Genomic DNA, 21,873 nt, shown 5'->3' on the forward strand with positions numbered 1-21,873 from the left:
CCCGCGCCGGGGCGCTCAGCAAAGCTAGCAAAAGCATTTTGAGCACATGGCCGCTTCGTATCTTTATGCCATGACCTCCGCCCTCTCCCTCACGCCCCGCCCCGATTTACACGCTTTGGTTGCCCGTTGGTCCGATGATGGCTCTACAGCGCAGTTGCAGCAGGACTACGTGCATATTTTAGCCGTAGCCCAAGAGCACCACCTGGCCAAGTGGCTGCTGGATGTGCGCCGCCGCGACCAGCTAAACCCGGAACTGGGCCGCTGGACTACCCACGAGTTTTACCCACGGGCGGCCTCCAGCCTCGAACCGCAACAGCTACGCATTGCCGTGCTCTGCTCCCCGGTGCGGTTAGCGGTGTATGAAGCTGATCCATCCCAGCAGCAGTACCTGGCGTATGGCCTGGAGCCCGGCCGCAATTACGATTTACGCTTGTTCATTGAGGAGGGCGTAGCTATGGAGTGGCTGCTGGGCAGTGCCTGAAACCCCGGAGCCTCATGCTGAGCGCAGCCGAAGCATCTCTACCGTGCCGCATTGTTCGGCAGATGCTTCGGCAAGCTCAACATAAGGTGCAAAATAGGTGCAAATGAGTTTTCAGGCTCAGACCGAGCCTTGAATAGCAAAAAGGCCTTCCGCTGATGCAGCGGAAGGCCTTTTCTTCTAAGCGGTACAAGCTACTGGGCCTGCCCGATAGGGTAGTATGCCTTGCGGCCATCGGGGTACACGCCCTCAACCAGGGCGCCCTCCGTTTCTTTGGCTGCTTCAAGGTAGCGCTGCACGTCCTGGGGTTTGCTTACCTTGTTCTTGTCGATGCGGGTGATAATGAAGCCGTCGGCAATACCGGTTTCGCGGAAGTTGGAGTTGCGGATGCCGCTGATTTTGGCCCCACCCTCAATATCCAGCTTGCTTAGCTCCTGGCGCGTTACCGGGGCCAGCGTAGCTCCTTCGTATTTCAGCGTGGAAGCTACTTCCTCCCGAATAATATCGGTGGTGCCGGTGGAGTTGCGCAGAGTGGCGCTGGTGGTATTCTGGCGGCCGTCGCGTAGGTAGGTCACCTTGATTTTGTCGCCGGGGCGGAAGCGGGCCACCTGTTCCTGCAGCTGGGAGGAGGTATTCACCTTGGCCCCGTTGATTTCCGTAATGATGTCGCCTTCTTTCAGGCCAGCATCGGCCGCCGAGCTGGTTTTGTTGAAGCCCATCACGTACACCCCGTTCAGCGTGTTCAACTTCTTCTCAGAAGCCAGCTGGGCATCTACCTCCCGAATTTGCACACCCAACAAGGCGCGCTGCACCACTTTGTACTTGAGCAAATCATCTACCACCTTGCTCACAATGGAGCTGGGCACGGCAAACGAGTAACCCACGAACGAACCGGTTTGCGAGGCAATGGCTGAGTTGATGCCAATCAGGTCGCCGTTGAGGTTTACCAGCGCTCCACCCGAGTTACCGGGGTTTACCACGGCATCCGTCTGCAGGAACGACTCTACCCCCATGCCATCCTCGCGGCGCAGAATATTGATGTTGCGGCCTTTGGCGGAGATGATGCCAGCCGTAACGGTGGAGTTCAGGTTAAAGGGGTTGCCCACGGCCAGTACCCACTCCCCTACTTTCACCTGATCGGAGTTGCCGTAGCGGATGAAGGGCAGGTTATCGGCTTTTACCTTGAGCAGGGCCAGGTCGGTAGTGGGGTCAACACCTACCAGCTCCGCCTGAAACTTGCGCTTGTCGTCCATCACCACCTCAATCTTATCGGCCTTGTCCACCACGTGGTTGTTGGTCACGATGTAGCCGTTGGCCGCAATAATAACACCCGAACCGGAGCCCTGCTGCGGGCCGCGCTGGCGGCCCCGGCCCTGGTATTGGTCCATTTCGTCGCCAAAGAACTGCCGCAGGAAGGGGTCCATGCGCGACATTTCTTCCTGGTTGCTTTTGGGAGCGTATTCCGTCATTACGTGTACTACAGCGGGCGTTACGGAAGCCGCGGCAGCCGTGAAGTTGAGGCCTTCGGGCACCGTATAGGTGCTGCTGCGTAGCTCACTGGTGTAGCGCACATTGGGGTCGGCAGCAACGGCCTGGGGCGAGTACGGGCGCTCCGGCTCCAGCAGCTTATACCCACCTACCGCTACGCCGCCACCCAAAATGGCGGAACCGAGCAGGCCGAGCATCATTTGTTTTGCTTGCATGGGTAAGAAAGAGGTGAAATTGAACGGTTTGATGATTTGAAAATACAACGGAAACGTGAGCTAACCATACCCCACTTACCCGAGTACGTGACCGGGAGGCCGTTTTCTTACCTTCCTAACGCCAGATACCAACCAATTGGTGTCCGGTTGCATGGCTGTTGAAGGAGGAAAAAAGCCCGTTGGTAGATTATTCACTTTCCCTGGGATACCCACGGCGGCACCCACCTTCATTCACCAACAAAAAAGGCACCATTTCTGGTGCCCTTTTGGTAGCGTTTAGCGCACCTCAATCTGGTGCTTGGTTACTTTTTTACTATCGAAGGGCAGTTGCAGGCGCAGGATACCGTTGGTTAGCTCGGCTTCAATGGCCGTTACATCCACGGTATCGGGGAGGCGGAAGCTGCGGGAGAAGCTGCCGTAGCCCGACTCCACGCGGCGGAATTTCGGGGCCTGCTCATCCGTATTTTCGGGGGCCTTCCGCTCCCCGCTGATGGTGAGCTGACTGTCCTGAAAGTCGATTTTGACGTCCTCCTTGACCACCCCCGGGAGCAGCAAGTGCAGCTCGAAGCCGGTGGTTCCTTCCAGTACGTCGGCCTGGGGCACGAAGGTTTTTACGGGCTCGTTGAGGGTGGGCAGCGTGTCGCGCAGCATTTCGTTGAGTACCGAGTTGAAGGCGCGGGCGGGACGGTTGTTATACAGCAGAGTTGCCATGGTAGTAGAGAGTGTTTAGCGTTATGGTTTAGCCGTCACTGCCGAAGCGGTGACACCCGTATTCCATAAAATCTATACCAACGGCAAAAAGAAGACAATATGGCATTAATAAGAAACGAGATGCTGAACCTACAGCATCTCGTTTCTTATTAATATCTATTTAAAAGCCACCGAACAAACATTTATACTATTTTCAGGCAATGCCAATATGTCATTAATACTGCGTAGGCAGTTGGCGGCGCTCCGTATTTCTGGCGGTATTGCCCAGAGTGACACGCATATCCAGGCCCACGGTTGGCTGCACGTAGCGGCTATTGCCACCGGATATTTTCACGGTGCCATCGGCATTGTACTGGGGCAGGGCAATGCTGTAGCTGTTCTGCCAGGAAAACCAGGGCGTAAAGTCGAAGCGAGGTGAGAGCCGCACCCCTACTTCCCCACGCAGTTCTGAGAAATCAAGGAAAGGCTCCTTGGCTTCGTAGTCTTCGCGCTGAAAACGCAGGTAAGCTACCGGCTCCACGGCCAGCCGGGGGCGCAGAGCGAGGCCCGTGCTGCCCAGCGGAAACACCCGGTCCACATCGAGGCGGAGGCTGCTCAGAAAGCGGCCGGAAGCGGCTATATCCAGGGGCCAGTCGTAGCCTATTGCCAGCCGCTGCCGGAAATTGACGGAGCCCAGCGTATTCCAGTGGCGGCCGAAAACCTCCGGCAGCAGCAAATGCGAATAGGTGGCGGGCGAATAGAGAGAAGTGCCTTGCACGCGCTGTCCGTTCAGAACTGCCCCCCAGCTCCACCGGTCGTTGAAGAAATGCTCATAGCCCAACCGCAGGCCCTGCCCCGAAAAAAGCGGCGTGGCTTCCAGGTCAGTATCGAAATGCTGAAGATTCAGGACCCCAAACAGGTAGTCGTTACCGCTGAGCGGCAACTCCACCTGCGCCTGGGGCTGCAACACGGTAAATCCTTTGGTGCGGCGCTGAGCCTGGGCGGAAGCAGTGGAGAACAGTACGGCAACTGCTGCCAGGAGAAAGAAAGGAATACGCATCGGATACAGATTTTCCTGAAAGCCCGGGTTGAGGTCTGCCAGGTGTAGCGGTGATTAAGCAGATAAATGGTGTCGGGCTACTCCTCTCCCAACTCCCGCAACGCCAGCCAGGCCATGAGGCCGGGGCCGGTTTCCAGGGCCTGGGCGTCGATATCGAAGGTGGGTGTGTGGACGCTGGCGGTGAACCGGCCGCTGCCATCGGCGGCGGCGGTGCCCAGGCGGTAGAAACAGGCACTGGCAGCTTGGCTGAAGTAAGCAAAATCTTCGGCGGCCATCCACTGGTCCAGCTCCACCACGTTGTCGCGACCCAGGTACTCCACGGCGGCCTGCTCGGTGCGGGCCGTGAGGGCGGGCTCGTTTTCCAGGTAAGGGTAGCCGCGGCGGATTTCCAGCTCACAGGTGGCGCCCATACTCTCGGCCAGCCCCTCGCAGAGGCGGCGCAGGTGCTCGTGGGCCTCATTGCGCCACTCCTCATTCAGGGTCCGGAACGTGCCTTCCAGGTGCACTTCATTCGGAATGACGTTGGTGGCGCCCTGGGCAATGACCTTTCCGAACGACAGCACCGAAGGCAGCTTGGGATTGGCGCGGCGGCTCACAATCTGCTGGGCGGCCACAATGATGTGGGCGGCTACCAGCACGGGGTCAATGTTCTGCTCGGGCATGGCGCCGTGGCCGCCCTGGCCGCGCACGGTCAGGTACAGCTCGTCGGTGCTGGCCATGTAGCGGCCAGCGCGCAGACCCACCTTACCGGCCGGCAGGCGCGGAAATACGTGCTGGCCCAGCACGCTGGCGGGCTTGGGGTTTTCGAGCACGCCTTCCTTGATCATCAGCGAAGCCCCGCCCGGCAGCAGCTCCTCGCCGGGTTGAAACATGAGCTTCACCGTGCCCTCGAACTCCTCTTTTAGAGCCACCAGAATGCGGGCCACGCCCAGCAGGCTGGCCGTATGCACATCGTGGCCGCAGGCGTGCATCACGCCGGGGTTGGCGGATTTATAGGACACTTCGTTCTGCTCCGTAATGGGCAGCGCGTCCATGTCGGCGCGCAGGGCCACGGTACGGCGGCCGGGGTTGCGGCCTTCGATGAGGGCCACCACTCCGGTGCCGGCAATGGGCTGAGTAGCTAAGCCCAGCTTGTGCAGCTGTTCGGTTACGTAGGCCACCGTGTTGTGTTCCTGAAAGGAAAGCTCCGGGTGGGCGTGCAGGTGCTGGCGCAGGGCCACGGTATCGGCGGCGGCTTCGGCGGCCAGGGTTTTGATGCGGGGTATCAGATCAAGCATAGAGCAGAGCTGCGTGGGCAGCACAAGTGAGAGGGAAACGACGCGCCCTGGCTATTTGCATAGCAGGCCTCGGCGGAACCGGCAAATTTACTCGAACAGCACGCTGGGGTACGGGCGCACGGTCAGCAGCATGGGCCGGCCCAGGGTATTGGGGTTGAAGGCGGCCTCATCCTGCTCCAAAGAAAACGAGATGCGGCTGACCAGCACACAATCCGGAAACTCCAGGTACTGGCCGCGCTTGTCATTGTTGAAACGGATGCGGCCGCGCACGGCCACCGTAAGATCCAGCAGAATGGCACGGGTTTCCAGGTGCAGCAGCGTCACGTCCACCACGCCCGCGTGCGCCCAGAGCGTCACCAGCAGCTTCAGGCCGGCCTGCTCCACCTCGAAGTGCAGACCGCCGTTGTCGTTTTCGGAGGGCACCACTTCCAGGCCCTGCAAGAGGTCCAGCTCATCCCATTGCAACTGGCGCATACTTGCCATACGGACTACGGGTTAAGGGCCTAGCGGCCTAGGCTGTGTGGACAGTTGGCAAAAGGCACGAAATAGAACGTCATGCAGAGCATGTTGCGCCTAGAGCAAGGACGAAGCATCTCGCGTGCTGACGATGCACCTGTATTCAACGTCAGCACGCGAGATGCTTCGTCCTTGCTCTAGGCGCAACATGCTCTGCATGACGTTCTTTCCTAGTGACTGTCCACACAGTCTAGTAGGCGGTTTTGTTGATGATAACCTGGGCCGATTCCAGCTCGGCCTTGGGGGCCAGGGGCCGAATGCGCAGCAGCGCCTGCTCCGCCTCCAGCCGGGTCATGTAATCACCCACCCAGAGGCGGAAAATGGGCTGCTTGAAGGCCAGGTAATCGGTTTCCTCGGGGTAGCGGCTGATGATGGAACGGCGGATGGCCATGGCCTGGTCCTTTTCCAACCCTACGTAGGCCAGAATGCGGTAGCCCTGGGCGTACTTCACGTTCTGGTTGGTGTAGGCCTGGTCGCGCAGGCGCTGCTCCACCTGGGCATTCACTTGGTTGGTGGGCGGTACAACTCGGGCCGGAGTAACCGGCGTCACGGCTGTTTTCGGAGCCGAGAATACGGGCCGGTAACGGCTGAGGTCTTCGGCCGGAGCCGGCGCGGCCGTGGTGGCTTTGCGGGTAGTATCGGGGGCGGTGGAAGCGGCCGGGGCGGCCGGGCCGGAGGAGGCGCAGCTTCCCAGCGCAAACAGGGCGGATAGCAGCAGCACGTTACGTAGCAGATGTGTCATGGGAAGATTCGGCCACTAAAGCCAGACTATTAGAAGAGCCAATCCGGTCGGCGCCGGCTTGCACCAGTTCTAGCGCAAACGCCCGCTCCCGGATACCGCCCGAGGCCTTGATACGGATGTGCTCCGGCAACGACTGGCGCATCAGGGCAATATCGGCCACGGTAGCGCCCCGGCTGGCAAAACCGGTGGAGGTCTTTACGAAGTCAGCCCCCGCTTCCTCGCACAAGCGGCAGGCCGTTACAACCTCCGGCTCCGTGAGCAAAGCCGTTTCAATAATGACTTTCAGCAGCGCCCCACGCAGGTGGCACAGCTCGGCCAGCTGCCCGATTTCCTCCTCTACTTCCGCTAGCCGGCCCGCTTTCAGAGCGCCCACGTTGATAACCATATCCAGCTCCGTAGCGCCTTCGGTTAGGGCCTGGTGGGCTTCAAAGAATTTCACTTTCGCCAACGAGTACCCCAGCGGAAACCCAATAACGGTGCACACGGGCACGCCGGTGCCGTGCAGCTGCTCGGCGGCCAACCGCACGTAGCAGGGCGGCACGCACACACTGGCAAAACGGTACTGGGCCGCTTCCCGGCAGATTTGCGCAATCTGCTCCGGCGTAGCGTCCGGCTTCAGCAGAGTATGGTCGATATAAGAAGCTAGGTTCACAAGAGCAAAGGTACGAGGTGAGGCGAAGTAGGGCCCTATAACAAAAACCGCCCCAGCCTTGCGGCCGGGGCAGTTTTGAAAGTCGTCCACTAAATCCGTGAAATCCGCAAAAAATTCGTGCAATCAGTGGTCTTAGTCGATGAGCACGGCCCGGTCGTTGAGTAGATCGTCTTCTACCGATTTGTATTTCACGTCGCGCACGATGCGGCCATCCATGTACTGCACGCTTACTTTCTCGTTGCGGTTAGCCACTTTCTGCGACTTGGCAGGCGTCTGCTTTTCCAGCACCTGGGCGCCATCCTGCTCCAAATCCTCGGGACCCGCACCCAGCGAGACAGAGGAAACCTCCTTCTCAGCTTTCAGCTTGGGTTGGGGTGGCGCTACGGGCAGCTCGTCCTCGGTGAAGTATTCGGGCTCGTCGTACCCATCCTGACCGGCCTGCATCGGCACGTCGGCGCGGAACAGGAACTGGATGGTTTCCTCATTCACCTTGCTGATCATCTGCTTGAACAGCTCGAACGACTCGAACTTGTACACCAGCAGCGGGTCTTTCTGCTCGTATACGGCGTTCTGCACCACCTGCTTCAGGTCGTCCATGGCGCGCAGGTGCTTGGTCCAGGCTTCGTCGATAACCGACAGCACCACCACTTTCTCCATGCCCCGGATAATCTCCTGGCCCTGCGAGGCCTGGGAGCGGCGCAGGTTGGCCACGGCCTGAATCTGCTTACGGCCATCCGTGAAGGGAATGGCAATATTCTCGTAGGGCGCGTTCTGGCTCAGCAAGTCGTTGATGAGCGGCATGGAGTTGCCCCCGATAAACTCATTCTTGCTGTGGTAGTAGCTCAGGGCCTCGTCGTAGAGCTTCTGGGTGAGCTGACCGGCGGCCATACCACCCAAATCCTGGGCGGTCAGGTGGGTATCGTAGCCGAATACCCGGATGATGGCCAGCTTGAAGTCCTCGTAGTCGTTATTGCCTTTGTGGCCCACCACGATGTCTTCGCACACATCGTAAATCATGTTCCAGATGTCCAGCTCCAGCCGCTCCCCGTGCAGCGCGTTGCGGCGGCGCTTGTACACCACCTCGCGCTGGGCGTTCATCACGTCATCGTACTCCAGCAGACGCTTCCGAATGCCGAAGTTGTTTTCCTCCACTTTCTTCTGCGCACGCTCAATGCTCGAGGTAATCATGGAATGCTGAATCACTTCGCCTTCCTCCAGGCCCATGCGGTCCATGAGCTTGGCAATGCGGTCCGAGCCGAACAGGCGCATCAGGTTGTCCTCCAGGCTCACGAAGAACTGCGAGGAGCCCGGGTCGCCCTGGCGGCCGGCGCGGCCCCGCAGCTGGCGGTCTACCCGGCGCGACTCGTGCCGCTCGGTGCCGATGATGGCCAGCCCGCCCGATTCCTTGGAGGTTTCCTTCAGCTTGATGTCAGTACCGCGGCCAGCCATGTTGGTGGCAATGGTTACGGTGCCAGGGTAGCCAGCAGCGGCCACAATTTCAGCTTCGCGCTGGTTTTGCTTGGCGTTGAGCACCTGGTGCGGAATACCTTTAAACTTCAGCATCCGGCTTACCAGCTCCGAAATTTCTACCGAGGTGGTACCTACCAGCACGGGACGGCCGGCCTGCACCAGGGTCTGAATTTCGTCGGCTACGGCGTTGTACTTCTCGCGCACCGTCTTGTAGACTTTGTCGTGCTCGTCTTTGCGGGAGATGCCGCGGTTGGTAGGAATCACCACCACGTCGAGCTTGTAGATTTCCCAGAACTCGCCGGCCTCGGTTTCGGCCGTACCCGTCATGCCGCCCAGCTTGTGGTACATGCGGAAGTAGTTCTGCAGCGTCACGGTGGCGTAGGTCTGGGTGGCGTCTTCCACGCGCACGTTTTCCTTGGCCTCAATGGCCTGGTGCAGACCATCGGAGTAGCGGCGGCCTTCCATTACGCGGCCGGTCTGCTCATCCACAATCTTCACCTTGCCGTCGTCGGTTAGGATGTACTGGTCATCCTTCTCGAACAGGGTGTAGGCTTTCAGCAGCTGGTTGATGGTGTGAATACGCTCCGATTTCACCTGGAAGTCGTCCATCACCTTTTCCTTGGTGTGCAGCTTTTCCTCGCCGGTCAGGCTCTCGTTTTTCTCGATGTTGGCCAGCTCCGAGCCGATGTCGGGCATGATGAAGAAGCTGTGGTCTTCGCCCTCGCCGGTAATCAGGTCAACGCCTTTCTCAGTGAGCTCAATCTGGTTGTTTTTCTCGTCGATGGTGAAGAACAGCGGCTCGTCGGCCTTGGGCATCTGGCGCTGGTTGTCCTGCAGGTAGTGGTTTTCCGTTTTCTGCAGCACGGCGCGCATGCCGGTTTCCGAGAGGAATTTGATGAGCGGCTTGCTCTTGGGCAGGCCGCGGTGGGCCCGGAACAGCATCAGGCCGCCTTCGCCCTCCTTGGGGCCGTCATTGCCTTCCTTGATCAGGCGGCGGGCTTCCACCAGATAGTTCTGCACCTGCTTTTTCTGGGCTTCTACCAGTTTCTGAATGCGGGGCTTGAGCTGGTAGAACTCGTGCACATCACCGCGGGGCACAGGGCCCGAGATGATGAGCGGAGTCCGGGCGTCGTCAATCAGTACCGAGTCCACTTCGTCCACCATGGCGTAGTGGTGCTTGCGCTGCACCAGCTCCTCGGGGTCGCGCGCCATGTTGTCGCGCAGGTAGTCGAAGCCGAATTCGTTGTTGGTGCCGTAGGTAATATCGGCCAGGTAGGCCTTGCGGCGGGCGTCGGTATTAGGCTGGTGCTTGTCGATGCAGTCCACCGAAATGCCGTGGAACTCGAACAAGGGCGCATTCCACTCCGAGTCACGCTTGGCCAGGTAGTCGTTTACCGTTACCAGGTGCACCCCGCGCTTGGCCAGGGAGTTCAGAAAGGCCGGCAGGGTCGAAACGAGAGTTTTGCCCTCACCCGTGGCCATTTCCGAAATCTTGCCCTGGTGCAGTACCACGCCGCCGATGATCTGCACGTCGTAGTGAATCATGTCCCAGGTTACCTCGGCTCCGGCGGCCAGCCACTTGTTGCTCCAAATGGCTTTGTCGCCCTCGATGCGCACGTTGGGCTTGCGGCTGGCGTACTCCCGGTCGTAATCGGTGGCGGTAACCACCAGCTGGCCGTTCTGAGTATAGCGGCGGGCAGTGTCCTTGCAAATGGCAAAGGCCACCGGCAGCACTTCCATCAGCACGACTTCCAGCTCCTTGTTGCGCTGTTTTTCCAGCGTATCAATCTGGTCGAACAGCTCCTCTTTCTGCACCGCGTCCAGGGAAGCGTCCTCGTTTACACGGGTGTGCAGGTTGGCAATCTGGTCGTCAATGGCTTTCAGGTGAGCGTTAATCCGGGCCCGTACTTCGTCAGTGCGGGCGCGCAGCTCGTCGTCGCTGAGTTGTGCCAGTTTGGCATATTCGGCGTTTACAAGCGCCACATACGGTACAATCTCCTTTAAATCCCGCTCCGACTTGGAGCCGAAAATCTTGGCGACGGTTTTACCTAGAAAATCAAACATGCTGGTTTACCTTAATTGAAACGCCGGGGCGCAACTCAAATTTACAGCGTTTTTCGGGAAAGTCCCGGCTCATTTACCGCAAACCCGTCGCCCTGGCCCCCAAAACGACAAAGCCCGTACCTCAAAGAGTGTGCGGGCTTTGTCGTTTCGGTTATGTTGTCAGGTACAGAGGTGGCTTTCCGGCCCGATTTTCGGCCAGGGGCTAGTAGCGCACTACTACCTCCGTGGTATCAAAGGGCTGCAGGGTGAAGGGCTGATGGTAGCGGGTGAGCTGGCCGCCGTAGTTTACCTCCCAGTTCACGGTAGTGGTGGTGGGCAGGGTTGAATCGACGACGTGGTAGCTGACGGTGCCGTAGTCCTTGGGGCGTAAGTCGAGGTTGGAAATATAGCCCTGGTCATACCAAGGGCCCCACACGTTAATAGCGTCGGGCACGGGGCCGGGCCTTTGCTCTACCCGAATTTTAAGCCAGGCCGGGGCAGCTACCGGAATGACCAGGTTTTTGTTTTTGCGACCTTCCTCCACATTCGGCTCCTGCCCCCACTTAGAGGCGTGTCCGGCTTTAGAAAACGCCTTCAACAGGTAGGAAGTACCCTCGGCAGCCTCAAACTGAAAGCTGAAGCGGCCGTTGGCGTCGGCTTGCTGGGGCGTAGCACTGGGGTTGTAGCCCGTGTGCAAGCCGCTACCACGCTGGCCATATACTTCAATTGTGGCATATGGCACTGGCTTGTTGGTTTTCATCTCAATCACCTGGCCTTCTACCAAAGTAGGTCCGTCCTGTTTCTGGCAGGCGCTGAGCAAGCCGCTAAGTGCCAGCAAGGAGCAAAGGGAATAGAAAGAATTCATCTGGAATGGGAGGTTGAATACGCTAGTAAACCACGCCTTTCCAGTATTCTTCTCCCAACCACAAGCTACCGTTATTCGACTTTTCGAATAATTGCACCAGCACACTAATTAACTAACCACCAGATATTTGCATATCAATATTTCATACTTCACTAAACCTATAAAAACAGAACCCACCCCTATGCAGGGGTGGGTTCTGGCGCTGCTATGTTATGGTAAGGCTACTCCTTGGCCGGGTCGCGGGGTACTAGCTTCTCCATGATGGAGGTGGAGCCGGTAATGGCGGGCATTTTAGGCTTCAGGCTTTCCTCCTTGTCCGTGAGCTTTTTGTAGAGGGTGAGGGCCTGGGCCACCACTTGGTCCATGTTGTAGTATTTGTAAGTGGCTAAGCGGCCCACAAAGTGTACGTTGGGCGTTTCGTCGGCCAGCTTCTTGTACTTGTTGTACAGCTCGGCGTTTTCCAGGCGGGGTACGGGGTAGTACGGGTCACCTTCGGCTTTGGGGTACTCGTACACCAGGGCCGTTTTGGGGTGTTTCTGGCCAGTGAGTGCCTTAAACTCCGTGATGCGGGTGTAGAGGTTGTCGTTGGGGAAGTTAACCACGGGGGCCGCCAGGTGCTGCTCCTCATTCAGGGTTTCGTGCTTGAACTCCAGGGAGCGGTAGGGCAGCTTGCCGTACTTGAAGTCGAAGTACTCATCCACGGGACCCGTGAAAATCATTTCCTTGAAGGGAATGAAATCAATGATATCGTGGTAGTCGGTGTTGAGCATCACCTTGATGTTGGGGTGGTCCAGCATGCGCTCAAACATGCGGGTGTAGCCGTGCAGGGGCATGGCCTGATAGGTATCCGTGAAGTACCGGTCGTCGCGGTTGGTACGCGTGGGGACCCGGCTCGTTACCGATTTATCCAGTTCGGAGGGGTCGAGGCCCCACTGCTTGCGGGTGTAGTTCTTGAAGAACTTCTCGTAGAGCTGCCGGCCCACTTTGCTCACTACCACATCCTCGGAGGTGCGAATTACGGGCACTTCCTCCGCCTGCGACTCGAAGAATTGCTCCACCTCAAAGCTATTCAGCGAGAGGCCGTAGAGTTTGTTGATGGTATCGAGGTTGATGGGCATGGGCACCAGCTGACCATCCACGGAGGCCAGTACGCGGTGCTCATAAGGACGCCAGTCGGTGAAGTTAGAAAGGTACTCGAATACGTCCTTGGCGTTGGTGTGGAAGATATGCGGCCCGTACTTGTGGACCAGAATGCCGTCCTCGTTGTAGTGGTCGAAGGCGTTGCCGGCAATGTGGCAGCGCTTATCTACAATCAGCACTTTTTTGTTGGAGCGCGTGGCCAGCCGCTCGGCTAGCACACTACCGGCGAAGCCGGCTCCTACGATGAGATAATCGAACATAGCTAGCGGTGTTTGGGGAAGAAGAATAGAGGGGGAGGTTGGGCGAGTAATGAAAAGGGGTACTAGCAGGGTCACTAAGCCGTGGCACCAAGCTTACGGCGCAACAAGGCCACCATTTGCTCCCAAGTCTGGTCCCAGCTGATGGTAGCCAGGTACTCATCAGTGCGACGACGCCAGTCGGTATCCTGGGTTTGGGTCAGGGCTATTTCGATGGCCTTACCGAATTCATCGGCCGTGGCGGCAATCTGTACTAGGTTTAGCTCGCCGTAAGGCCGCACCACGTCGCGGATGGGTGTGCTCACCACTGGCCGGCCGGCAGCCAGATACTCGGGCGTTTTGGTGGGCGAGATGAACTTGGTGCTCTCGTTGTCGGCGAAAAGCAAGGTAGCTACATCCCAACCCTGCAAATAGGCGGGTAGTTCCTGGTAATCCTTGCTGCCCAGATAATGTACGTTCTGCTGGCGGGGCAGCGTAGCGGGGTCAATTTTTACCACCGGCCCGATAATGACGAACTGCCATTCGGGGTGGGCTTCGGCCAGCTTCCGCAGCAGCTCAATATCCAGCCGCTCGTCCACCACCCCGAAAAAGCCTACGCGGGGGTGGGCAATGCCGGCTTGGTCCTGGGGCTCGGGCATGGGCTGGCGGGCCTGACCGAAATGCGCTTTGTCGATGCTACTGGGGAAAGGATGGGCATCGGAGTGTTGCTGGCGCTTGGCTTCGTAAAGTGTATGACCGCCCGTAAATACATAATCGGCTTTCCGGAACAACTCCTGCTCCCGTTCCTGCAGAGCCGGCGGCGCAAACTTGAAAGCGGCCAGCTCATCCATGCAGTCGTAGATGGTGAGGCGGGGCGTGAAGTGGCGCGACTTGCCCAAGGCCATGGGTGTATAGTACCAGAATAAGTAGTTGCTGATACCCTGCTCCTGGAAATACTGGCTGAGCACTTCGTACTGAGCTTGGTCGGTGGCATCCTCCTGGCCGCGCAGGCGGTTGGGCAGGTGCACTACCAGTACTTTCAGGCCATGTTGCCGCTCTTTTACCTCCATGTGCGGCTCCACCAAATCATCGGCGTGGAAGAAGGGCTCTTCCACATAGAATACCCGCCCCTGTTGAGCAAAGCGCGACATCAGGTGCTGGGGGCGCTGCCAGACAAAATCCCAGTGCAAATGGGCAAAGCAGATTACGTCGGGCAGGGCAGTGGGTACGGGTGTAGCAGGGGCAGCAGAGTGAGGATGGTCAGAGGCACGCACGGGCGACTCCGCGGTTGACGACAGCGGCATAGAGGGGAAAAGGTATAAGGTCCAGATGTCATCCGGCAGCAACACAAGCCCACGTACCGGACAGCTTAGTCCTGTACGTGGGCTTTAGTAAAAGGATATCGTTCAGCTTGTTTTGCGCAGTTTTCCGGCCCTTATCCGCCGCCCGATGCTATCCTGCTTAGCCCGCTGTCATGGCTGCAGCAGCCGTTGGAGCTCCACTGCATCCAGCCACCCCTGAGCCGTGCGCAGCCACTGCCGCCGTAGGCCTACTTCGGTAAAGCCAGCCCCTTTGAACAAATGCAGGCTGGACCCGTTGTCGGCGGCTATGGTGCAGAACAGCTGATGCAGCCGCAACACGTGGCGGGCGTAAGGGAGTAGCAGGGCCAGGGCAGCTTGGGCGTAGCCTTGTTGCCGGTGCTGAGCCAGAATGGTGATGCCCACGCCGGCGCGCTGGTGCAGCGGCTCAAACCCAAAAATATCCAGCGTACCTACTGCCGTGCCGGTAGCCACCTCCCCTATCACCAGCCGCAACTGCCGCACCTCAAAAAAATCAGCCGCCGCGCTATCCAAATACTGCCGCAAAGTGTGCCGCGACACGGGCACCAACGTATCCGATACCCCCCACACCGAAGGGTCGTTTTCCAGGGCATAAAGAAACTCCAGGTCCTCGGCTTCCAGGGGGCGCAGGAAAATCAGGTCGGAGCGGAGCATGGGGAGGTTGAATGTGAATAATGTGATTGAAATGTAAAAATGGGGCTGTGCTTGGAATACACATACCTCTAGACATACTTATTTGGTATACTTGGCCGTTAGGCATTCACTGTATAATTACCGCACTATTTATCATCCAATTATGCTCAAGTATTTATTCCTGGCAGTGGGGCTATTGCTGGGTGCTACAGCTTCGGGCCAAAGCAAGCTTTACCTCGATTTACGGCTGGGTCTGAACCACAACGAAGCCGAAGGGGCTTACTTCGGCAAAGGTACACCGCCCTTTAAACCCTACAGCACGCTCAAAGACGTGAGCTTCGACGAGCAGGCCGTGGTGATGTTGCGGTGGCAGCACCGGGAGCGGTTCGGGGTGGCCGCCGGCTACAGCGGCAGCGCGTTGGCATGGTCGTATAGCCTCAAAATGCCAAAGCAATACACCCATAATCCATACGGGCCGCCGTGGGCAGGCCACGGAAGAAGCGCGTATATGCATCAGTTTCCAGTGCTGCTGAGCAAAACATTCCGGGAAATTAATCTAGGGGAAATTGACAGTATCCGGCATCTATACATAGCTAGCTTCCGGCTGGATGCGGTACTGGGCGCAGGTGTAAACCGCCTAGGCAATAATTGCGTGGATTGCGGCGGATCTAGCATCGGAGGCCTTCTCTACGATACCATCGACTTTCACGAAACCACCATCGTGCGCCAAAAGTGGGGTGGGTTTCTGATGGGCGGCGTTACGGCCCGGTTCTACCGGCTGGGTAAGGAGCGGCTCAACCTGAGCATCTACTACACCCAGGGCCTGACGGACATGCTACTGGTGCCGGTGCAGTACCAATACAACTCCCAGCGCGGGGCCACTACCCTGCATATCCGGGGCACGGGCTTTAGCGCCACACTGGGCGTACCTATCCGGCTGAAAACCTTCGGCAAGGCGCCGCCAGGCTAGCCTGCCTAGTTGCTAAGAAACACTGGCGCACTTGCTAACAACTGCACCGTTACAGTTGCCCCAATAACCGGCGCAGTATTGGAGCGGGCCCGGAGCCGGGAGCCGGCGGGTAGCAGCACTTCTGCCTCGTAATAACTGCCCATAAACCGCACTGCCTGTACCTGCGCGGGCACTCCAGATTCGGTAGTGGGCAGTAGCTGCACGTTTTCCGGCCGAACCAGCAGGGCCGTACCGGGCAGCTTGCGGCGGGGCGCGGCCAACAAGGCGCGCACATCCGGGCCGGACACTACTGAATAGTCCCCGAGCAACGCGGCCGCGTATTCATTTACGGGCTGACGATACACCTGCTCAGGCGGGCCCTGCTGAATAAGTTGCCCTTGTTGCAGTACCAGCAGCTCATCGGCCCAGGGCAGGGTATCGGCCGAGTCGTGCGACACCAGCAGGCAGGTAATAGCCAACTGCTCGCCCACTTCCTGAATGATGCGCTGCATCTGCTGCTTATGGCCCCGGTCGAGGTTGGAGAAGGGCTCATCCAACAGCAGCATGCGCGGGGCTGCCAGCAGCAGCCGGGCCAGCGCCACGCGCTGCTGCTCCCCACCCGAGAGCTCATCGGTGCGGCGGGTCAGCAGCTGGGTAATCCGGCAGACGTCGTACACGGCGGCAGCCTCAGCGGCGGGCCGCTTGCTGGCGTAGCGCAGCACCTGCTCCACCCGCAAGGAGTGCGGCAGCTCCGACTTCTGGGACAAATACACGATGCCGGGGTGACCGGGCACCAGCACTTCCTGGGGGCCTTTCACGCGGCGGCCCGCAAACCGGATTTCGCCGGCCGTGGGCTGCACCAGGCCCGCAATGCACTGCAGCAACGTGCTCTTACCCGCCCCCGACTCACCCACCAATGCCAGCCGCTGCCCGGGCTCCTGCCGAAAGCTAATGTTTTGCAGCGCCACCGCGCCGCGCTCAGCCAGGCTTAGGTCGGTTACGGTCAGAAAGTCGTCGGTTTCGGGCATTACTTCACCTAATAAAGCGCGGAGCTATAGCTCAATGGTACCACTGAACACGCGCTGGGCCGGGCCACTGAGGTACACATTGGTGAAGGAGCCGTCGGGGCGGGCCTCGTAGGCCACGTGCAGGTCGCCGCCGGGGGTGCGCAGGTGTACGGGGCTGGTAGCGCCCCGCTTGCTGGCAGCCAGGGCCACAGCCGTTACGCCGGTGCCACAGCTCAGGGTTTCGTCTTCCACGCCCCGCTCGTAGGTACGCACCTGCCAGGGCTGTCCGGGCACGGCTGGGGCTTCCACGAAGTTTACGTTGGTACCCTTCTCCCGAAACCGCTCGTTGTAGCGAATGACCCGGCCCTCGGCAAATACGTTCAGCTCGGCCAGGGTACTGGCGGGCTGAAAGCGCACCAGGTGGGGGGAGCCAGTATCCAGGAAGATGCCGTATTCCTCTACTTCCTGCTGGCCCAGCACGTCCTGCATGCGCAAATGCACTAATCCGTCCTCATCAATGTGCGCCTCATGAGGTCCGTCGGCGGCCTGGAAGTGGGTTTCCCGGTTGATGAGGCCCAAGTCATGGGCAAAGGCCACGGCGCAGCGGCTGCCGTTGCCGCAGAGGGAGCCCACGTAGCCATCGGCGTTGAAGTACACCATTTCAAAATCCAGCTGCTGGTGGGGGCGCAGCAGAATCAGCCCATCGGCCCCGATGCCCCGGCGCCGGTCGCAGAGGAAGCGCACCAGTTGGTGGTTGTCGATGTCGAAAAGCTGAGCCCGGTCATCTAGCAGCACGAAGTCGTTGCCGGTGCCCTGGTACTTAAAAAAGGAAAGTGTCGTCATACCCGTCAAATCAGAAAACAAAGATGGCACATAGCAGCCGGAACACCGCTCACGCCTTGGGCTGTGTGGACAGTAAGCAAGCCTACATAACGCCATGTCCTGCAGAACGCAGCGCAGCATCTCGCGTGCTGAGGTCTGAATAGCACTACACCATCAGCACGCGAGATGCTGCGCTGCTCTCTGCAGGACGTTCTGGTTGGTAGTAAGAAGCGCTACTGTCCACACAGCCTAGGATAACCACGGCTTCAGCCAAATGCCTTCCGCAGCAGGGCAATCTGACCGGTGTGGTACTGGTTGTGCTGCACTACTCCGTGCAGCAGCACATAGCAGGAGCCCGGCGTGCCAGCCGGATACTCGGCCAAGGGCGTCGGGAACTGCACCAAATCATCATCCGACAGCTCTTGCACGGCCGTTAGCAACGCCGTGTGGGCCCCCTGCAGCTCCGTCAGGGCGCGTTGCCATTCGGCTTCGTCAGGATGGGCGGGCAGCGGAGGCCAGTTTTCGGCATCGGTGGGGCCAATGAGCGTGTGCGTGGCCAGGCGCTGCCGCACTACCCGCAGCCACGTGGTGAGGTGCAGCACAATTTCCCAGATGCTGTGCGCCCCCGCCAGCGGGTGGGCCGCCGCTTGCGCCGCCGGGAGGCCCGCCAGCGTTACTTGCAGGTTGGGGCCCGACCAGGCGTCGCCGTCGAAGGCACGGTGCAGCTGGTCGAGCAGGCGGTTGATTTCAGACATGAGCGTAGCGGCATGGTGTACGGCATTGTACGATACCAGCCGAAACTTCGCCATGCCGTACCTTTGCCTTCCTGCCTGACCGGGCAGCCTATTTCCCGTTCTATGTACACGTTTCTGACTACCAGCCCCTGGGCCGATTACGAGCTGATTGACGCCGGCAACTTTGAAAAGCTGGAGCGCTTCGGCAAGCACATCCTGGCCCGGCCCGAGCCCCAGGCTATTTGGGACCCGCACCTGCCCGCCTCGGAGTGGCAGCGCGCCAACGCCATTTTCACCCGCGAGAAAGGCAGTCAGGAACGGGGCCAGTGGAAAATCAAGGCCGGCACGCCCGAGCAGTGGGTGATTGGCTACGAGCGGCCCGATGGGCTGAAGCTGCGGTTCCGCCTGGGCATGTCGTCGTTTAAGCACGTGGGGCTATTCCCGGAGCAGGACCCCAACTGGCAGTTTATCTACAACCAGACGCGCAAGCGCCGGGCTGCCCAGCCCCGGGTGCTCAACCTGTTTGCCTACACCGGCGCCGCTACCCTGGCCGCCCGCGCCGCCGGAGCCGATGTTACGCACCTGGATTCGGTGAAGCAGGTGAACTTCTGGGCCCGCGACAATATGGAGGCTTCCAACCTGGATGGCGTGCGCTGGCTGGTGGAAGATGCCATGAAATACGTGAAGCGCGAAGTAAAGCGTGGCAGCAAGTACCAGGGCCTCATCCTCGACCCGCCCGCCTACGGCCGCGGCCCTAACGGTGAAAAGTGGCAGCTGGAGGATGAGCTAAACGAAATGCTCAAGCTCTGCAAGGAACTACTCGACCCCGAGGACCACTTTTTTCTGATTAACCTGTATTCCCTGGGTTTCTCGGCTCTGATTCTGGAAAATCTGGTACACGAAATCTTTCCGGCAGCTCGCCAGACCCGCGAAATCGGAGAAATTTACCTGCACGATGCAGCGGCGCGTAAACTGCCTCTGGGCACGTTCTGCCGGTTCGGCAATTAGCATAGGTGGGTAAGAGGGTAAGCGTATAGGAGTTGACCTGTCAAGACGGTCTTTCCTGCGAAAAGCTTACCCTCCTGCCTTCCTACCCGCTCACCCTCTTACCTTCTTCTAACGTGCATCAGCCCCTCCACCGCCGCCTGGCCCTCATTGATATGGGCACCAACACCTTTCATTTGCTGATTGTGGAAATGCCCGAGGCCCGCCACGCGCAGCCCATTAAGCTACTGCGCACGAAAGTGGGCGTGCGCCTGGGCGAAGGCGGCATCAGCCAGGGCCGCATTGCCGAGGCCCCCTACGAGCGGGCTTTGCACGCCCTGGCCGGTTTCAAGGAGGAAATGGAGCTGCACCAGGTTACCGATGTGCGCGCCACGGCCACCAGCGCCATGCGCGTATCCCAAAACGGCCCCCAGCTAGTGCAGGATATCTTCGAGCAAACTGGTATTCGGGTGGAAGTTATTGCCGGCGACCGGGAAGCTGAGCTCATTGCCAAAGGGGTACGGCAGGCCGTGGCCCTGGGCCCGGAGTCCCACCTGATTATGGATATCGGCGGGGGCTCGGTGGAGTTTATTGTGGCCGATGAAAACCAGATTTTCTGGAAGCGCAGCTTTGAAATCGGGGCCCAACGCCTGCTCGACAAGTTTTTCCCTGACCCCAGTGGCGTGTTCCCGCCCGAGGCCCTGGCCGCCGAGCAGGCCTATCTGCGGGAAGTACTGCAGCCCCTGGCCGAAGCCGTGCAGCAGTTTCGGCCGGTGGGCCTGGTGGGCGCGTCCGGCTCCTTTGATAGCCTGGCCGATATGCAGCTGGGCCGCCTGCGCACCGAAGCCGAACTGCCACCCAGCTCTGAGCTGACACCGGAGGGCTTCCGCCGCAGCTACCAGCAGATGCTCAGCCTCACCCACGAGCAGCGCGTGGCCCTGCCCGGTATCCTGCCCATGCGCGCCGATATGCTGGTAGTGGCCTCGGTACTCATCGACTACGTGCTGCAGCTTACCGGCATTACCAACATCCGCACCTCAGCCTACGCCCTGAAAGAGGGTTTGCTGGCCGAAATGCTGGCTACCCCCGAGTAGCCCTTAGTCCTATTCCGAGCAGGTGGCGCATCAATTCAGTGCCGAGAAATCTGGGGTAACCGTTTCGGCCCATACCCCAGATTCCTCGCTTCGCTCAGAATAACAGTCCCTTTTCCCAATTTATTCTCTTAATCATCAGCTACTTACGCTGCGTGCGTACTCCCTCTATGACTCCTACCCTGCTCTCCTACTCCCAGCTGTTTGCCTTCACCGAAGCCGTTTTCCGCAGCATGGGTTGCCCCGAGGCCGACGCGACGCAAGCCACGGAAACGTTGCTGTCGGCGGATTTGCGCGGGGTGGACTCGCACGGGGTAGCGCGGCTGGTGGGCTACGTGCGCCTCTGGGAAGCGGGCCGCATCAACGCTACGCCCCGCATCGGCGTCACCTACGAAACGCCCAGCACGGCCGTGGTGGACGGCGACGGGGGCCTGGGGCTGGTAGTAGGCCCCCGGGCCATGCAGGTAGCCCTCGATAAGGCCCGGCAGGTGGGTACCGGCTGGGTGTCGGTAAAGAACTCCAACCACTTCGGCATTGCCGGCTACCACGCCATGCAGGCCCTGGCCCTCGATATGATTGGCGTGGCCATGACCAACGCCTCCCCCCTGGTAGCGCCCACCTACTCGCTTGAACGCCTGCTGGGTACTAACCCCATTGCCGTGGCTGTGCCCGCCGGTGAGCAGCCCGATTTTGTGCTGGACATGGCCACTACCACCGCCGCCAACGGCAAGCTAGAAATTGCCCAACGCAAAAACCTACCTATTCCAGAAGGCTGGGCCCAGGATGCGAAGGGCGTAGGCTCTACGGATGCCAACGCCGTGAAAAATGGGGGAGCCTTACTGCCGCTGGGCGGGGCCACCGGCTCCCACAAGGGCTACGGGCTAGGTGCCATGGTTGATATCTTCTCGGCCGTGCTCAGTGGGGCCAACTACGGGCCTTGGGTGCCGCCGTTCGTGGCCTTCCTGCAGCCCTCCGCCAACCCGGTAGGTCAGGGCCTGGGGCACTTCTTCGGGGCCATGCGCGTGGATGCCTTCCGCCCCGCCGACGAGTTCAAGGCCCACATGGACAACTGGATTGCTACGTTCCGCTCGGCTCAGGCCGTGGAGGGCCACCAAGTGCTTATCCCCGGCGACCCGGAACGGGAAACCTCCGCCGTACGCTTACTTGACGGCATTCCCTTGCTCGACGCAGTTATTAAAGATTTGGAAACGGTGGGTAGCAAGTTTGGCGTGAAGCTATAATCAGAGATGATGCAGATGAAGCCGCAGATGCCGCAGATGTGTTCTGACGATCTGAGCATTCACTCTAGCTTCTACCGTTCGTGAGCCGCTAACAAAGAGGGCAATCCTGGATAGGATTGCCCTCTTTGTTAGCGGTATACGAGTCTTTGTCGGTTAGTAGAACAAATCCGCGGCATCTGCGGCTTCATTTGCATCATCCC

General features: G+C 59.4%; 20 protein-coding genes. 5 read left to right on the forward strand and 15 right to left on the reverse strand.

Translation table 11 applies throughout. The annotated features are described in order from the left end of the window. Positions 1-70 precede the first annotated feature (70 nt). Positions 71-481, forward strand: a complete 411-nt coding sequence (locus ROI90_RS02845) for a hypothetical protein (RefSeq protein ID WP_315996837.1) — start codon at positions 71-73, stop codon at positions 479-481. A gap of 191 nt (positions 482-672) precedes the next feature. Here ROI90_RS02845 and ROI90_RS02850 read toward each other — a convergent pair whose 3' ends face one another. From ROI90_RS02850 to ROI90_RS02905, 12 genes are all read right to left on the reverse strand, one after another. Further along, positions 673-2,181, reverse strand: coding sequence for a Do family serine endopeptidase (locus tag ROI90_RS02850; RefSeq protein WP_315996838.1), 1,509 nt, complete (start codon positions 2,179-2,181; stop codon positions 673-675). 276 nt (positions 2,182-2,457) lie between these two features. Beyond that, positions 2,458-2,892, reverse strand: coding sequence for an Hsp20/alpha crystallin family protein (locus ROI90_RS02855; protein ID WP_315996839.1), 435 nt, complete (start codon positions 2,890-2,892; stop codon positions 2,458-2,460). A gap of 214 nt (positions 2,893-3,106) precedes the next feature. Continuing rightward, on the reverse strand, positions 3,107-3,931 hold the full coding sequence (locus tag ROI90_RS02860; protein WP_315996840.1) for a hypothetical protein: 825 nt from the start codon (positions 3,929-3,931) through the stop codon (positions 3,107-3,109). Between the two features lie 77 nt (positions 3,932-4,008). Next, positions 4,009-5,208: a M20 metallopeptidase family protein gene (locus ROI90_RS02865; RefSeq protein WP_315996841.1), complete on the reverse strand. Its 1,200-nt coding sequence runs from the start codon at positions 5,206-5,208 to the stop codon at positions 4,009-4,011. 87 nt (positions 5,209-5,295) lie between these two features. Then, positions 5,296-5,691 (reverse strand): hypothetical protein, encoded by a 396-nt coding sequence (locus ROI90_RS02870; RefSeq protein WP_315996842.1) that lies wholly within the window; start codon positions 5,689-5,691, stop codon positions 5,296-5,298. Between the two features lie 223 nt (positions 5,692-5,914). Beyond that, complete coding sequence (locus tag ROI90_RS02875) at positions 5,915-6,466, reverse strand: sporulation protein (RefSeq protein ID WP_315996843.1); 552 nt, start codon at positions 6,464-6,466, stop codon at positions 5,915-5,917. Further along, positions 6,447-7,118 (reverse strand): deoxyribose-phosphate aldolase, encoded by a 672-nt coding sequence (gene deoC, locus ROI90_RS02880; RefSeq protein ID WP_315996844.1) that lies wholly within the window; start codon positions 7,116-7,118, stop codon positions 6,447-6,449. Before deoC ends, ROI90_RS02875 begins: the two co-directional genes overlap by 20 nt. Positions 7,119-7,250: 132 nt before the next feature. Then, positions 7,251-10,652 carry a preprotein translocase subunit SecA gene (gene secA / locus ROI90_RS02885; protein WP_315996845.1) on the reverse strand — a complete coding sequence of 1,134 codons (3,402 nt, stop codon included), beginning with the start codon at positions 10,650-10,652 and terminating at the stop codon, positions 7,251-7,253. A 202-nt stretch (positions 10,653-10,854) separates the two neighbouring features. Next, entirely contained in the window at positions 10,855-11,496 is a 642-nt protein-coding gene (locus tag ROI90_RS02890; RefSeq protein WP_315996846.1) for a peptidase associated/transthyretin-like domain-containing protein, read from the reverse strand. A gap of 221 nt (positions 11,497-11,717) precedes the next feature. Next, positions 11,718-12,896, reverse strand: a complete 1,179-nt coding sequence (glf, locus tag ROI90_RS02895) for a UDP-galactopyranose mutase (protein ID WP_315996847.1) — start codon at positions 12,894-12,896, stop codon at positions 11,718-11,720. Positions 12,897-12,970: 74 nt separating this feature from the next. Continuing rightward, on the reverse strand, positions 12,971-14,176 hold the full coding sequence (locus ROI90_RS02900) for a glycosyltransferase family 1 protein (protein WP_315996848.1): 1,206 nt from the start codon (positions 14,174-14,176) through the stop codon (positions 12,971-12,973). 168 nt (positions 14,177-14,344) lie between these two features. Continuing rightward, positions 14,345-14,866, reverse strand: a complete 522-nt coding sequence (locus tag ROI90_RS02905; protein ID WP_315996849.1) for a GNAT family N-acetyltransferase — start codon at positions 14,864-14,866, stop codon at positions 14,345-14,347. 142 nt (positions 14,867-15,008) lie between these two features. On the opposite strand from ROI90_RS02905, the gene ROI90_RS02910 reads away from it, so the two are divergent. Next, positions 15,009-15,815 (forward strand): hypothetical protein, encoded by an 807-nt coding sequence (locus ROI90_RS02910; RefSeq protein ID WP_315996850.1) that lies wholly within the window; start codon positions 15,009-15,011, stop codon positions 15,813-15,815. 5 nt (positions 15,816-15,820) lie between these two features. Here the strand turns inward: ROI90_RS02910 and ROI90_RS02915 are convergent, their stop codons facing one another. From ROI90_RS02915 to ROI90_RS02925, 3 genes are all read right to left on the reverse strand, one after another. After that, the gene (locus ROI90_RS02915; protein WP_315996851.1) at positions 15,821-16,822 is read right to left on the reverse strand and encodes an ABC transporter ATP-binding protein; all 1,002 of its coding nucleotides are present in this window, start codon (positions 16,820-16,822) and stop codon (positions 15,821-15,823) included. 24 nt (positions 16,823-16,846) lie between these two features. Further along, complete coding sequence (gene dapF, locus ROI90_RS02920; RefSeq protein WP_315996852.1) at positions 16,847-17,644, reverse strand: diaminopimelate epimerase; 798 nt, start codon at positions 17,642-17,644, stop codon at positions 16,847-16,849. 245 nt (positions 17,645-17,889) lie between these two features. Then, positions 17,890-18,378 (reverse strand): DinB family protein, encoded by a 489-nt coding sequence (locus ROI90_RS02925; protein ID WP_315996853.1) that lies wholly within the window; start codon positions 18,376-18,378, stop codon positions 17,890-17,892. A gap of 102 nt (positions 18,379-18,480) precedes the next feature. Here ROI90_RS02925 and ROI90_RS02930 point away from each other — a divergent pair, with 102 nt between their 5' ends. The 3 genes from ROI90_RS02930 (at position 18,481) to ROI90_RS02940 (ending at position 21,673) form a co-directional block, all read left to right on the forward strand. Next, entirely contained in the window at positions 18,481-19,365 is an 885-nt protein-coding gene (locus ROI90_RS02930) for a class I SAM-dependent methyltransferase (protein ID WP_315996854.1), read from the forward strand. Positions 19,366-19,478: 113 nt separating this feature from the next. After that, positions 19,479-20,435, forward strand: a complete 957-nt coding sequence (locus ROI90_RS02935) for a Ppx/GppA phosphatase family protein (RefSeq protein WP_315996855.1) — start codon at positions 19,479-19,481, stop codon at positions 20,433-20,435. A 167-nt stretch (positions 20,436-20,602) separates the two neighbouring features. Beyond that, positions 20,603-21,673: an Ldh family oxidoreductase gene (locus ROI90_RS02940; protein ID WP_315996856.1), complete on the forward strand. Its 1,071-nt coding sequence runs from the start codon at positions 20,603-20,605 to the stop codon at positions 21,671-21,673. Positions 21,674-21,873: the final 200 nt, after the last annotated feature.

Origin of the sequence: Hymenobacter endophyticus (assembly GCF_032464715.1) — a bacterium.
GTDB classification, from domain to species: Bacteria; Bacteroidota; Bacteroidia; order Cytophagales; family Hymenobacteraceae; genus Hymenobacter; species Hymenobacter endophyticus.

What these genes read in the sequence shown, in the direction of transcription:
- ROI90_RS02845 (WP_315996837.1), top strand. Translation starts at nt 71, where the DNA reads ATGACCTCCGCCCTCTCCCTCACGCCCCGCCCCGATTTACACGCTTTG.
- ROI90_RS02850 (WP_315996838.1), bottom strand. Translation starts at nt 2,181, where the DNA reads ATGCAAGCAAAACAAATGATGCTCGGCCTGCTCGGTTCCGCCATTTTG.
- ROI90_RS02855 (WP_315996839.1), bottom strand. Translation starts at nt 2,892, where the DNA reads ATGGCAACTCTGCTGTATAACAACCGTCCCGCCCGCGCCTTCAACTCG.
- ROI90_RS02860 (WP_315996840.1), bottom strand. Translation starts at nt 3,931, where the DNA reads ATGCGTATTCCTTTCTTTCTCCTGGCAGCAGTTGCCGTACTGTTCTCC.
- ROI90_RS02865 (WP_315996841.1), bottom strand. Translation starts at nt 5,208, where the DNA reads ATGCTTGATCTGATACCCCGCATCAAAACCCTGGCCGCCGAAGCCGCC.
- ROI90_RS02870 (WP_315996842.1), bottom strand. Translation starts at nt 5,691, where the DNA reads ATGGCAAGTATGCGCCAGTTGCAATGGGATGAGCTGGACCTCTTGCAG.
- ROI90_RS02875 (WP_315996843.1), bottom strand. Translation starts at nt 6,466, where the DNA reads ATGACACATCTGCTACGTAACGTGCTGCTGCTATCCGCCCTGTTTGCG.
- secA (WP_315996845.1), bottom strand. Translation starts at nt 10,652, where the DNA reads ATGTTTGATTTTCTAGGTAAAACCGTCGCCAAGATTTTCGGCTCCAAG.
- ROI90_RS02890 (WP_315996846.1), bottom strand. Translation starts at nt 11,496, where the DNA reads ATGAATTCTTTCTATTCCCTTTGCTCCTTGCTGGCACTTAGCGGCTTG.
- glf (WP_315996847.1), bottom strand. Translation starts at nt 12,896, where the DNA reads ATGTTCGATTATCTCATCGTAGGAGCCGGCTTCGCCGGTAGTGTGCTA.
- ROI90_RS02900 (WP_315996848.1), bottom strand. Translation starts at nt 14,176, where the DNA reads ATGCCGCTGTCGTCAACCGCGGAGTCGCCCGTGCGTGCCTCTGACCAT.
- ROI90_RS02905 (WP_315996849.1), bottom strand. Translation starts at nt 14,866, where the DNA reads ATGCTCCGCTCCGACCTGATTTTCCTGCGCCCCCTGGAAGCCGAGGAC.
- ROI90_RS02910 (WP_315996850.1), top strand. Translation starts at nt 15,009, where the DNA reads ATGCTCAAGTATTTATTCCTGGCAGTGGGGCTATTGCTGGGTGCTACA.
- ROI90_RS02915 (WP_315996851.1), bottom strand. Translation starts at nt 16,822, where the DNA reads ATGCCCGAAACCGACGACTTTCTGACCGTAACCGACCTAAGCCTGGCT.
- dapF (WP_315996852.1), bottom strand. Translation starts at nt 17,644, where the DNA reads ATGACGACACTTTCCTTTTTTAAGTACCAGGGCACCGGCAACGACTTC.
- ROI90_RS02925 (WP_315996853.1), bottom strand. Translation starts at nt 18,378, where the DNA reads ATGTCTGAAATCAACCGCCTGCTCGACCAGCTGCACCGTGCCTTCGAC.
- ROI90_RS02930 (WP_315996854.1), top strand. Translation starts at nt 18,481, where the DNA reads ATGTACACGTTTCTGACTACCAGCCCCTGGGCCGATTACGAGCTGATT.
- ROI90_RS02940 (WP_315996856.1), top strand. Translation starts at nt 20,603, where the DNA reads ATGACTCCTACCCTGCTCTCCTACTCCCAGCTGTTTGCCTTCACCGAA.